Here is a 12,445-nt window from a genome sequence, read left to right on the forward strand (position 1 = left end):
GCCTCCCTAGGTGACGGGGCGGCCGCGCCAGGACAGGCGTCGCCGCTTCCGCAGATGGTACGACCGCAGGGTCAGCCAGCCGAGGACCACGACCGACACGGGGTGTGCCAGCGCGTCGGGCCACCACCGCCCGCCGGTCGCCCGGGCGCTGACCACCCGTCCGGCCACCCCGAGCAGGTAGGCGACCAGCGCCGCGGCGGCCACCGCCGGCGCGCCGACGGCCAGGGCGCCCGCCGCCAGCAGCGGGGGAGCGGTGTAGAGCAGGAGCAGCAGGGCCACCACCGCGGCGGCGGCCCCCGGGTGGCCGAAGGTCGCCCAGAGCGACTTCGTGTAGCCGTCGCGCAGCTGCGGCCAGTCCTCGTACATGCGGCAGGCGGCCAGCCGGGAGCCGTCGGCGAGGGCGATCCGGCCGCCGGCCCGCTTGACCGCGCGGGCCAGTTCGATGTCCTCCAGGATCCGGTCCGCGACTGCGGCGTGCCCGCCGGCCGCGTCGTAGCCCGCCCGGTCCACCACCAGGAACTGCCCGCCCGCGGCGGCCAGCGACGGCCGCGGCGAGCGCTCCATCGCCCGCAGCGGCAGGAAGGTCAGCCACAGCCACTGCAGTAGCGGCTGGACCAGCCGGTCGGCCGCCGTCGCCACCAGGATCCGGGGGTACGGGGACAACAGCGTCACCCGCGCGGCGCGCAGCTCGGTGACCGCCGCCGCGACCGCGTCCGGGGCGAGCACCACGTCGGCGTCGACGAAGACCAGGACGGTCGCCGTGGGATCGGCGCGGGCGGCCAGCTGCCAGCAGGCGTGCGGCTTGCCCAGCCAGCCCGGCGGCGGTGCGACCCCGTCGAACAGGGTGACCCGGGGATCGTCGCCGGCCACCGCGCGGACCACCTCCGCCGTGCCGTCGGTCGACCCGTCGTCGAGCACCACGACGCGCAGCGCCGGCACGCCCCGCTGGGCGAGCAGCGCGCGCAGGCAGGGGGCGACCCGCCCGGCCTCGTCGCGCAGCGGCAGCAGCACCGCCACGGGCTCGGTGACCGGCGCCGGCCGGTCGGTCGGGCGGCGCAGCCAGTGGCCGGCGTTGACCAGGGTGTGCGCGGTCAACGCGGCGACGCCGAGCAGCAGCGCGAGGACGGCGGTCATGCCGTCGCGTCGACGCCGGGGCGCTGCGGCTGACGGGGTTGGATCCGGTCGTCGCGGCGGGCGCGGACCAGCGTCACCGCCAGCGGCACGGCGGCCACCGACATGCCGGCCGCGCCCCACAGCGCCGAGGCGGGCAGGTCGAGGAAGACCGCGTGGGCCAGCACGCTGGAGAAGTACGTCCACAGCCAGAGCGCGAACATCGGGTGGTCCCGCCCGTCGGTGCCGGCGACGGCGGGCCCGGCCAGCGGACGCAGCGCGCCCATCATCAGCACGGCGAAGAGCAGCCAGCCCAGGTAGTTGCTCACCGGGATGCCGGGCAGGCCGGGCAGCGCGGGGGTGGCGTCCCGCCAGACCCAGTAGCCCTCGGTCACCATCTGCGGGTCGAGGAAGAGGTCCCAGGCGGCCAGCCCGACGGCGGCCAGCGCGATCCGCCGGACGGGGAACCGGCCGTCCCGGCGTCCCGGTCGGCCCCCGGCGTCACCCCGGCGCTCGGGCAGGTCTCCGGCGTCGCCGCCGGTCAGCCGGGTGGCGGCCAGCCAGGCCGGCCAGGCCATCCACGTCCAGGCCAGCGGGATGATCAGCGGCACTCCGGCCAGCTTCGGCCCCAGCTCGCCGGAGTAGTCGTAGCTGCCGAACGGGAAGCCGGTGGCCACGCCGAGCGCCTCGATGGCGAATCCGCCGACGGTGGCCACCGCGACCAGTGCCGCCGCCGTACGCGGGCCCCGGCTGAGCAGCGCGTGGCCGACCGAGAGCAGGTAGCCGAGCACGACGGTGGCGACGGTCAGCCGGGCCCGGGTCTCCCCGGTGGTCAGCGGGTAGCAGATCTGCGCCAGCACCAGTACGGCCAGCAGCGCCCAGGACAGCCGCCGGGTCACGGCGCGGCCCGACCGGCCCGGCCGGTCGGGGCGGGCGTCGGCGGCTCCAGCGGCAGGTCCCGGCCGAGCACGCCGAACGGGCGCTCGTCGCCGGGGAAGTGGAAGTGGCGCAGGACGTCGACGAAGCCGAACCGGCGGTACAGCCGCCAGGCCCGGGACCGCTGCTCGTCGGCCTCCGGCGTGGAGAGCAGGGTGGTCGTCCCCTCCGCCAGGGTGAGCAGGGCCCGCAGTTGCCCCGCGCCCAGGCCGTGCCCCTGCGCGGGCGGCCGGACGTGCAGCTCCACCACCTCGAAGCAGTCGGTCAGCCAGCGCTGCCGGGCCGGGGCGTGCAGCGCCCGCCACACCTGGTCGTGCCACCACTGCCCGGGGGCGCCGAGGTAGCCGTAGCCGAAGCCGGCCAGGTGACCCTCGCTGGTCAGGCTGGCGACGGCGCGGAAGCCGGGCCGGCGTACGTGGGTGGCGATGTAGCCGCGCCGCGCCTCCAGCAGGTCGGTGCGGTACCCCATGGCCTCGCCGTAGACGGCCACCACGTCGTCCAGCCGTCGGACGAGATCGTCCGGTGTCCACCGCACCAACCTCATGACCGTGCACCCTCCACCGCTCCCGGGCCGCCGTCCGCGACCCATCCCAGCACCGCCCGGTCACCGACCACGTCGCGCACCTCGAACCGTGCGAAGAGCTCCTCCGCGTACCACCCCTCGGTGGGGGTCCGCATGATCGCGGCGCGGTGCTCCGGGTGACGGTACGCGAACGCCACGAGGTCCGCCGGGTCACGCCACACGCTCACCGTGCCCTGCCAGCCCAGCGGGGCCTCGCCGACGCCGAACCGGGCCAGCAGGCCGGGCGCGGCGTGCAACGCGGCGGCCACCGGGGGGATCGCCCGCCAGAAGGTGACCGCCCGCCGGGGGCGCAGCCGGGCCCGGGTCAGCGCCAGCACGGGGCCGGTGACCCGGCCGCCGGACGGCTCCCCGAACGGCCGTCGGCCCGACCACTCGCCCCGGCTGCTCAGCGGGCGCAGGTCGACCCGGACGGCCGCGCGGGAGAGACGCGCCCAGGCGCGCCCCACCGGCGAGTCGTCGAAGCGGGCGGACGCGGCGGGGGAGTCCCACACGGTCAGCGCCGCCCACCGGGTCAGGTCGGCGTCGCCTGGCCCGAAGCCGGTGCCGGTCCCGGTGCCGAGCAGCTTGCCGAACCGCACGCCGGGCAGCGCGCGCAGCCGGCGGGGGTCGACCGCCATCCGGGTCAGCGCCCGGGGCAGCGCGGTGCGGGAGGTGCGCCACACGTGCAGGGTGACCAGCCCCGGGACGCCGTCCACGCCGTCGGTACCGCTGCTGAGCCCGATGGTTCGCTCGCTCCGCTCGCTCACGCCACCTCGGCCGGCGTACCGCCGGTGACCCGCAGCAGTTCCCGGTACGTGGTGGGGAAGACCGCCTGCGGGACGCCACCGGCCGCCCAGACCTCGTCGTACCGCTCGAGGGCGGTGTCGACCAGGGTGCGCAGTGGGCGCGGGTGGCCGACCGGGGCGACCCCGCCGATCACCTGCCCGGTGTGCGCGCGGACGAAGTCCGGGGTGGCCCGGCGCAGCCGGGTGATCCCGATGGAGGCGGCCAGGCCGGCGGTGTCCACCCGGTGCGCGCCGGAGGTGAGCACCAGCAGCGGCGCGCCGTCCGCCTCGAAGACGAGCGAGTTGGCGATCTGGCCGACCCCGACGCCGAGCGACTCGGCAGCGGCCGCGGCGGTGTGGACCGCGTCGGGCAGCAGGCGGACGGCGCTCGGCGCGCCGGACCCGTCCCGCGCGCCTGCGGCGTCGAGCACGTCCTGCACCGCCCGTACGTTCGGGTGTGGCTGCATGCCGCCATTCTTCCCGGTACGCCCGCCGCCGGCTCACCCGGCCACGCCGACTCCCTTCGCGGGGGCGCGGCCGGCACGGCGTCGCGGACCGGCCGGGGTCGTGGGCCGGCCGCTCCGGTCGATGTTGGCCGGGGGCGCGGCCGGCACGGCGTCGCGGGCCGGCCGCGCCGGTCGGCTCAGTGGGGGACGGCGACGGCGTCCGGCGCGGGCGGCGCGGTGACCCGGGGCGCGGCGACCCGGGCCGTCTCGGCCAGCGCGACGCCGACCAGCACCAGGAGCCCGCCGGCGAGCTGGGCGGTGTTGAGCGCCTCGCCGGCGCCGAGGACGACCCAGGCGACCGCCGAGGCGATCACCGGCTCGACCATGCCGACGATCCCGACGCTGGTCGCCGGGAGGTGCCGCATCGCCCCGGCGACCAGCAGGTACGGCACGATCGAGCCGAGCACCACCACGTACCCGCAGAGCAGCGCCACCGGCACGCCCCGGTCGGTGTCGGCGGTCAGCGGCTCCCAGCCGCCGGCACCCACGGTGACAGCGCGGGTGAGCAGGCCCGCCACGGCGGAGGCGCCGAAGGCCCAGGTGCACAGCGACAGCGTGTCCCGTCGCGCCACGCCGTGCGAGCCGAGCACGTAGTAGCCGGCGAGGAAGACCGCGGCGCCGAGACCGGCGAGCACGCCGAGGCCGTCCAGCTTCAGCTCGCCCCACACCTCGGCCACGCAGCCGAGGCCGAGCAGGCTCAGCGCCAGGCCGGCCCAGAGCCGTGGGCGTACGCGGTGGCGCTGGCCGAACCGGGCCCAGAGGGCGACCAGCAGTGGGGCGGTGTACTCGAACAGCAGCCCGATCCCGACCGGCAGCCGGGAGATGGCGACGAAGTAGAGCATCGGCACGGCGAAGAAGCCGGTCAGCCCGTACCCGATCAGCAGCGGCAGTTGGCGGGGGGTGATCCGGAGCCGGCGCGCCCCCGGGCGCAGCAGCAGGCTCAGGGCCAGCAGCCCCGTGACGGCGCCGACGGCGCGTAGCAGGGTGAGCTGCGGTGCGTCCAGGCCGGCGCGGAGCACCAGCTTGGAGACCGTGCCGTTGACGGCGAACAGCGCTCCCGAGCCGAGCACCATGGCGACCCCGAGGGCGGGGCGGGGGGTTGTCACGAGCGGAGGCTACCGCCGCCCTCGTCAGGGCCGTAAGGGCAACCAGTCGTTACGTCGGTCGCATCGCCCGCCGGTGCGCCGCTCGGGCTGGCGTGCCCGGATCCTCGGTCGCCCCGCCCGGCTTGGCGTGCCCGGATCCTCGGTCGCCCTGCCCGGCTTGGCGTGGTACGCCGCCGTGGCCGCGCCGGCGGGTGCCGGGAGTTGCCGCCGACAGGGTGTGGCGTGTGGGGACGCCGGCCGACTCCCGCGCGCCACACGTTGCGTTTTCGTCGGAGGGAGGGTGTACTGTCAGCAGCAGTTAGAACGAGTGTTCGATTGCCTCGAACGCCCGTTCCAAACAGCCCGGGGTGGTGTTTCGCGGCGCCGGTCCCGGGCGGTGCGGCTCCGCGGGCCGCACCTGGGTCCCGGGCAGTCGCGAGCCCGGCCCGTCAGGCAGGAGCGTCGCCCGCCGCCCACGACCCCCGGGCGGCGGGCGACGAACCCGCCGGTTGTGCCGGCCGGGTGTGGTGTGGGGAAGCGTCCACACCCGGCCGGCCCCCATCCGGTGCGTCTTCCTCCGCACCACTCGACCCGGCGTCCCGTCGGCGGACCAGCTCCGCCGTCAGGGGCGGCTCGGCCACGTGGAGGAGACAGTCCCATGCCGACCAACCCGGCTCAGGCACCGACGGTGCCAGCGCACGTGCTGCCGCACCGCACCCCCACCCAGCTTCTCGCGGTGGCCCGCCACGGGCTGGCCGAAGCCGCCCAGACCCGCCCCGACGGCCTCCGCTACGCGGCCGCCCACCTGGCCGCGCTGCGCGCGGCGGCGGCCCTGCTCGCCGCCCGGGCGCGTCCCGCCCCGGCCCGGCGCAACCGGATCACCAGCGTCTGGGTCCTGCTCTCCGGTGTCGCCCCCGAGCTCGACGAGTGGGCCCGGTTCTTCGCCCTCGGCGCCGGCAAGCGCGCCGCCGCCGAGGCCGGCATCCCGCGGGTCGTGACCGCCCGGGAGGCCGACGACCTGCTGCGCGCCGCCGAACAGTTCGTCGCGGTGGTGGAGGCCGCGCTCGGCGTGGCCCACCAACCGGCGCTCGACGGCCTCGCCGCCTGATCTGTGGCGCCCGGGGCCGCCCGGCGGGGGGAGCCGGGCGGCTCCGGGCACCACGCGCACATCCGATCGACAGCACGACGGGGGGTAGGTCCGATGGCGGGCCGGATGGTGGTCGGTTCCGCCGCACTGGCCGCTCTGGTGCGTCCGGCGAGCGCGCCGGATCCGGCGGGCGGTCACCGGGTGCTGCCGGTGGCCCCGGAGCTGACCGGGCTGCTGCCCAACCGGGGGCTGCGGCGCGGCAGCACGATCGCGGTCGCCACCGGTCAACCCCGGCGCAGCGGCGGCACCTCGCTGGTCCTGGCGCTGCTCGCCGAGGCGTCCCGGGCCGGTTCGTGGTGCGCCGTGGTGGGGGTGCCGACGTTCGGGGCGGGCGCGGCCGCCGAGCTCGGCATCGCCCTGGACCGGCTCGCCCTGGTGCCCCACCCGGGCCCGGAGTGGGCCACCGTCATCGCCGCGCTGATCGACGGGGTGGACGTCGTGGTCACCGCCGTGCCGGCGACGGTCTCCGCCTCGGTCGCCAACCGGCTGGTCGCCCGGGCCCGGCAACGGGGCAGCGTCCTCGTCCCGTACGGGCGGTGGGACGGCGCGGACGTGACCCTCCAGGTGGTCCGGGGAGCCTGGGAGGGGCTCGGGACGGGCCGGGGCCGGCTGCGCCGCCGCGAGGTCACCGTCTCGGCGCGTGGGCGCGGGGCCGCCGCCCGTCCCAAGGAGATCAAGATGTGGCTGCCCGGGGACGGGCTCACCCGGGTCATTCCCCGCTCCGCCCCCGGCCCTGCCGCCGGGTCCGTCACCGGCCGGTCGGCCGCCGGCCGGCTCCGCCCGGTCGCCGCGTCCACCGCGTCCGCCCCGTCGGCCACCGTGTCCGCCCCGCCGGCCGTCGCGTCCGCCGACACCTCCCGGCGCGGCCCGCTCACCCTGGTCGGTCCGGCATGACCGGTGCGCCGGTGCGGACCCTGCTGCTCTGGTGCCCGGACTGGCCGGTGCTCGCCGCCGAGATCGTCGACGGGGTGCCCGCCACCGGCCCGGTCGCCGTGCTGCACGCCAACCGGGTGGTCGCCTGCTCGGAGCGGGCGCGCGCCGAGGGGGTGCGCCGGGGGCTGCGCAAACGGGAGGCGCAGGGGCGCTGCCCGCAGCTCACCGTCGTCGAGTACGACCCGGGGCGGGACGCCCGGGCGTTCGAGCCGGTGGTCGCCGCGGTCGAGGAACTGGTCGCGGGCGTCGAGGTGGTGCGTCCCGGCGCGTGTGCGGTGGCGGCCCGGGGGCCGAGCCGCTACCTGGGGGGAGAGGAGGCGGCCGCCGAGCGGATCGTCGAGCACGTCGCCCAGGCGTGCGCGGTGGAGAGCCAGGTCGGCATCGCCGACGGGGTCTTCGCCGCCGGGCTGGCCGCCCGCGCCGGGCAGGTCGTCCCACCCGGCGCGACACCGCGGTTCCTCGCCGACCTGCCGGTCGAGGCGCTCGGCCGGCCGGCCCTGACCGACCTGCTGCGCCGGCTCGGCGTGCGCACCCTGGGTGACTTCGCCGCGCTGCCCGCCGGCGACGTGCTGGCCCGGTTCGGCTTCGACGGCGCGCTCGCCCACCGGCTGGCCGCCGGGCGGGACCACCGTCCGCTCGCCGTCCGGCAGCCCCCGGCCGACCTCGCGGTCACCGCCGACCACGACGAGCCGCTCGACCGGGTCGACACGGCGGCCTTCGCCGCCCGGGCGCTGGCCGAGCGGCTGCACGACCGGCTCGCCGCGCACGGGCTGGCCTGCACCCGCCTCGGCATCGAGGCAGTCACCGCGCACGGCCAGGAGCTGCACCGGGTCTGGCGGCACGACGGGCTGCTCACCTCGGCCGCCATCGCGGACCGGGTGCGCTGGCAGCTCGACGGCTGGCTGTCCGGTGGCGTCGGCCGGGGCGGCGCCCGCCCGGCCCGGCCGACGGCGGGCATCATCCGGCTGCGGTTGGTCCCCGACGGGGTGATCGCCCAGGCCGGCCTGCAACCCGGCCTGTGGGGGGAGACCGGCGAGGAGCGGGAGCGGGCACACCGGGCGTTGAGCAGGGTGCAGGGCATCCTCGGCCCCGAGGCCGTGGTCACCGCGGTGCTCGGCGGCGGCCGTTCGCCCGGCGACCAGGTGCGCCTGGTGCCGTGGGGGGACGAACGCCTGCCGGCCCGCCCCGGCCCACCGCCCCTGCCGGACAGGCCGTCGGACCGGCCGGGTCAGTCGTCCCTGCCGGATCGGCCGGGTCAGTCGCCGCTGTCGGACCGGCCGCCGCTGCCGGGCCGGCCGTCGGCGCGGTCGGGCGAGCCGCCGTGGCCGGGCCGGCTGCCGCCGCCCGCGCCGGCGGTGGTGCTGCCCGACCCGCTCGCCGCGGCCGTGCACGACGCCGCCGGCGAGCCGGTCGTGGTCAGCGCGCGGCTCCAGGTCAGCGCCGCGCCGGCCCGGCTGACCGTGGGCACCGCGCGGCCGGCCGAGATCGTCGGCTGGGCCGGCCCGTGGCCGGTCGACGAGCGCTGGTGGGCGCCGGCCGAGGCCCGCCGCCGGGCCCGGTTCCAGGTCTGCCTGGCCGACGGCACGGCCCTGCTGCTCGCGGTGGAGGCCGGGCACTGGCTGGTGGAGGCGATCTATGACTGAGGGCGCCCGGCCGACTGCGGGCGTCGCCGCCGAGCGGCAGCGGCAGGACGTCAACCCGGCGGGGCCCCGATGAGCTTCCACAACCCGAAGCTGCCCTGGTCGGAGCTGGAACGCGTGCTCTCCGGCCGGAAACCCCGGGCCGGGCGGGCCGACGGGCAGGGCGGCCGGTCGCGTGACGAGCGGCACCTGCACGTGGTCGACCCGCTGGCCGTGGACGCCGACGGCGGCGACTCTCCCGCCTGGAGCCGCAAGCGGGAGCACTACCAGCCACCGGAGCTGACCCGCCCCGACGGCGTGGTGCCGTACGCCGAACTGCACGCCCACACCAACTTCAGCTTCCTCGACGGCGCCAGCCACCCCGAGGAACTGGCCGAGGAGGCCGCCCGGCTGGGGCTCACCGCGCTCGCCGTCACCGACCACGACGGCTTCTACGGGGTGGTGCGCTTCGCCGAGGCGGCCCGCGCGCTGCACCTGCCGACGATCTTCGGCGCCGAGCTCTCCCTGGACCTGCCCGGCCCGCAGAACGGCGAGCCCGACCCGCTCGGGCGGCACCTGCTGCTCCTGGCCCACGGCCACGAGGGGTACGCCCGGCTCGCCTCGACCATCGCCCGCGCCCAGCTGCGCGGCGGCGAGAAGGGCCGCCCGGTCTACGGCGAGCTGGAGGAGGTCGCCGCGGAGTTGCGCGACCACGTGCTGGTGCTCACCGGCTGCCGCAAGGGGCACGTGCCGGCGGCGCTGCTCACCGAGGGGGTGGACGCGGCGGCCCGCGAGCTGGACCGGCTGACCGCCCTCTTCGGCGCGGAGACGGTGGCGGTGGAGCTGACCGACCACGGGCACCCGGTCGACGCCGACCGCAACGACGCGCTCGCCGAGCTGGCGGCGGCGGCCGGCCTGCCCACGGTGGCCACCAACAACGTGCACTACGCCACCCCGGGCCGGCGCCGGCTGGCCACCACCGTCGCCGCCGTACGGGCCCGGCGCAGCCTGGACGAGATCGACGGGTGGCTGCCCGCGGCCGGCACCGCCCACCTGCGCAGCGGCGCCGAGATGGCGGCCCGGTTCGCCGCGTACCCGGGGTCGGTGGCCCGGGCCGCCGAGTTCGGGGCCGAGCTCGCCTTCGACCTCCAGCTCGTCGCGCCGCGGCTGCCGGCGTACCCGGTGCCGCCGGGGCACACGGAGATGAGCTGGCTGCGCCACCTGACCGAGCGGGGAGCGCGGGAGCGCTACGGCCCCCGGGAGGCGCACCCGAGGGCGTACGCGCAGCTCGACCACGAGCTGAACATGATCGAGGAGCTGGGCTTCCCCGGCTACTTCCTGGTGGTCTTCGACATCGTCGCGTTCTGCCGCGAGCAGGACATCTACTGCCAGGGCCGGGGCTCGGCGGCCAACTCGGCGGTCTGCTACGCGCTGCGGATCACCAACGTGGACGCGGTCCGGCACCGGCTGCTCTTCGAGCGGTTCCTCGCCCCGGAGCGCGACGGCCCGCCCGACATCGACGTGGACATCGAGTCCGACCGCCGGGAGGAGGTCATCCAGCACGTCTACGCCCGGTACGGCCGGGAGCACACCGCCCAGGTCGCCAACGTCATCTCCTACCGGCCCCGCTCGGCGGTGCGGGACGTGGCCAAGGCGTTCGGCTTCTCGCCCGGCCAGCAGGACGCCTGGAGCAAGCAGATCGACCGGTGGGGCGCGGTCGCGACGGTGGACGTCGAGGACATCCCCGAGCAGGTGGTCGCGTACGCCAACGAGCTGCAGACGTTCCCCCGGCACCTGGGCATCCACTCCGGCGGCATGGTGATCTGCGACCGGCCGGTGATCGAGGTCTGCCCGGTGGAGTGGGGGCGGATGCCGGGCCGCAGCGTGCTCCAGTGGGACAAGGACGACTGCGCCGCCGTCGGCCTGGTCAAGTTCGACCTGCTCGGGCTCGGCATGCTCTCCGCGCTGCACTACGGCTACGACATGATCGGGATGAGCCTGGACCTCGGCGGCATGGCGCTGGACGACCCGGAGGTCTACGACATGCTCTGCCGGGCCGACTCGGTCGGGGTGTTCCAGGTGGAGAGCCGCGCCCAGATGGCCACCCTGCCCCGGCTGAAGCCCCGCGAGTTCTACGACCTGGTGGTCGAGGTGGCGCTGATCCGGCCCGGCCCGATCCAGGGCGGCTCGGTGCACCCGTACATCCGGCGCAAGAACGGCGAGGAGCCGGTGACCTACCCGCACCCGCTGATGCGCAACGCGCTGGAGAAGACCCTCGGCGTGCCGCTGTTCCAGGAGCAGCTCATGCAGCTCGCCATCGACCTGGCCGGCTTCGACGCCGCGGAGGCCGACCAGTTGCGCCGGGCGATGGGCGCCAAACGCTCCGCCGAGCGGATGGCCCGCATCGCCGACCGCCTCTACGCGGGCATGGCGGAGCGGGGCATCACCGGCGAGCTGGCCGACGACGTCTACCGCAAGCTCTCCGCGTTCGCCAGCTACGGCTTCCCGGAGAGCCACGCGATGAGCTTCGCCTACCTGGTCTACGCCAGCTCCTGGCTCAAGCGCTACCACCCGGGCCCGTTCCTGGCCGCGCTGCTCAACGCCCAGCCGATGGGCTTCTACTCCCCGCAGACCCTGGTCGACGACGCCCGCCGGCACGGCGTCGAGGTCCGCCGGCCCGACATCAACGCCAGCGGCGCCAAGGCGGTGCTGGAGTCCCTCCCGCAGACCCGCTGGGGCAGCGCGCCGGGGGAGCCGCCGCACGCCTGGGGGCTGGGCGGCCCGGCCGTCCGGCTCGGGCTCTCCGCCGTGCGTACCCTCGGCGACGAGGTGGCCGAGCGGATCGAGACGGAGCGGACGGCGCGCGGGCCGTACCGCGACATGGCGGACCTGGCCCGGCGCGTGGGTCTCACCGCCGCGCAGCTGGAGGCGCTGGCCACCGCGGACGCCTTCGCCTGTTTCGGGCTGTCCCGGCGGGAGGCCCTCTGGGCGGCCGGCGCGGCGGCCCAGGACCGGCCGGGCCGCCTGCCCGGCACGGTGACCGGCGCGGCCGCGCCCACCCTGCCCGGTATGGAGGCGGTGGACCGGCTGGTCGCCGACGTGTGGGCCACCGGGCTGTCGCCGGAGAGCCACCCGGCCCGCTTCATCCGCCCGCAGCTCGACGCCCTCGGCGCGGTGCCGATCGCCCGGCTCGGCCGGGTGGATCCGGGTCGGCGGATCCGGGTCGGCGGGATCGTCACCCACCGGCAGCGCCCCGCGACCGCCGGCGGGGTCACCTTCCTCAACCTGGAGGACGAGACGGGGATGCTCAATGTCACTTGCTCCCCGGGGCTCTGGCAGCGTTACCGTCGAGTCGCCCGCACCAGCGCGGCGCTGGTGGTGCGCGGCCGGTTGCAGCGGCACGAGGGAGTCACCAACCTCACCGCCGACCGGCTGGACGCCATCGAGCCGCCGGTCAGCCCGGCATCGCGCGATTTCCGTTGACGACAGTGATCCACATTACGGTTTTTCGCCGCCGATGGCGGGAGACTCCTGCTCGCGCGGGCAGAGCGGCCCGCGTGGCACGAGGGGGAATGAACCGATGACGGGGAATCACGGATACAGCGGCGGAGTGGCCAACTCCCGGCGGACCCGGCTCAACGCCGGCTGGACCCCGGCGCACCACACCGAACCGCGCGAGTACGAGATCACCGAGGGTCCGGTGGCCAACGCCCTGCGGTCGCGGGCCGAGGAGGACGGCGCCACCGGCGAGTCCTGACCGCC

At 76.9% G+C, this 12,445-nt stretch carries 11 protein-coding genes; 5 read left to right on the top strand and 6 right to left on the bottom strand.

What is annotated here, in order from left to right:
• Window positions 1-6: 6 nt before the first annotated feature.
• The 6 genes from ACGFZ2_RS17560 to ACGFZ2_RS17585 form a co-directional block, all read right to left on the bottom strand.
• The gene (locus tag ACGFZ2_RS17560; RefSeq protein ID WP_393454687.1) at window positions 7-1,134 is read right to left on the bottom strand and encodes a glycosyltransferase; all 1,128 of its coding nucleotides are present in this window, start codon (window positions 1,132-1,134) and stop codon (window positions 7-9) included.
• Window positions 1,131-2,009: a carotenoid biosynthesis protein gene (locus ACGFZ2_RS17565; RefSeq protein ID WP_393454690.1), complete on the bottom strand. Its 879-nt coding sequence runs from the start codon at window positions 2,007-2,009 to the stop codon at window positions 1,131-1,133. Before ACGFZ2_RS17565 ends, ACGFZ2_RS17560 begins: the two co-directional genes overlap by 4 nt.
• Window positions 2,006-2,590: a GNAT family N-acetyltransferase gene (locus tag ACGFZ2_RS17570; protein ID WP_393262796.1), complete on the bottom strand. Its 585-nt coding sequence runs from the start codon at window positions 2,588-2,590 to the stop codon at window positions 2,006-2,008. The genes ACGFZ2_RS17565 and ACGFZ2_RS17570 overlap by 4 nt, the downstream gene beginning before the upstream one ends.
• Window positions 2,587-3,351 (bottom strand): monooxygenase, encoded by a 765-nt coding sequence (locus ACGFZ2_RS17575; RefSeq protein ID WP_393454975.1) that lies wholly within the window; start codon window positions 3,349-3,351, stop codon window positions 2,587-2,589. Before ACGFZ2_RS17575 ends, ACGFZ2_RS17570 begins: the two co-directional genes overlap by 4 nt.
• Window positions 3,352-3,371: 20 nt before the next feature.
• Window positions 3,372-3,860 (bottom strand): YbaK/EbsC family protein, encoded by a 489-nt coding sequence (locus ACGFZ2_RS17580; RefSeq protein WP_363705767.1) that lies wholly within the window; start codon window positions 3,858-3,860, stop codon window positions 3,372-3,374.
• A gap of 176 nt (window positions 3,861-4,036) precedes the next feature.
• Complete coding sequence (locus ACGFZ2_RS17585) at window positions 4,037-5,005, bottom strand: DMT family transporter (RefSeq protein ID WP_393454693.1); 969 nt, start codon at window positions 5,003-5,005, stop codon at window positions 4,037-4,039.
• Between the two features lie 637 nt (window positions 5,006-5,642).
• Between ACGFZ2_RS17585 and ACGFZ2_RS17590 the strand changes: the two genes are divergently transcribed.
• The 5 genes from ACGFZ2_RS17590 (at window position 5,643) to ACGFZ2_RS17610 (ending at window position 12,440) form a co-directional block, all read left to right on the top strand.
• Window positions 5,643-6,092, top strand: a complete 450-nt coding sequence (locus ACGFZ2_RS17590) for an SAV_6107 family HEPN domain-containing protein (protein ID WP_393454696.1) — start codon at window positions 5,643-5,645, stop codon at window positions 6,090-6,092.
• 93 nt (window positions 6,093-6,185) lie between these two features.
• Window positions 6,186-7,025 (top strand): hypothetical protein, encoded by an 840-nt coding sequence (locus ACGFZ2_RS17595; RefSeq protein WP_393454699.1) that lies wholly within the window; start codon window positions 6,186-6,188, stop codon window positions 7,023-7,025.
• Window positions 7,022-8,707 carry a DNA polymerase Y family protein gene (locus ACGFZ2_RS17600; protein ID WP_393454702.1) on the top strand — a complete coding sequence of 562 codons (1,686 nt, stop codon included), beginning with the start codon at window positions 7,022-7,024 and terminating at the stop codon, window positions 8,705-8,707. Before ACGFZ2_RS17595 ends, ACGFZ2_RS17600 begins: the two co-directional genes overlap by 4 nt.
• A 69-nt stretch (window positions 8,708-8,776) precedes the next feature.
• On the top strand, window positions 8,777-12,166 hold the full coding sequence (locus ACGFZ2_RS17605) for an error-prone DNA polymerase (protein ID WP_393454705.1): 3,390 nt from the start codon (window positions 8,777-8,779) through the stop codon (window positions 12,164-12,166).
• Between the two features lie 97 nt (window positions 12,167-12,263).
• Entirely contained in the window at window positions 12,264-12,440 is a 177-nt protein-coding gene (locus ACGFZ2_RS17610) for a hypothetical protein (RefSeq protein ID WP_350712112.1), read from the top strand.
• Window positions 12,441-12,445: the final 5 nt, after the last annotated feature.

It is taken from the genome of Micromonospora sp. NPDC048063, from assembly GCF_043202855.1.
Classification (GTDB): Bacteria; Actinomycetota; Actinomycetes; order Mycobacteriales; family Micromonosporaceae; genus Micromonospora.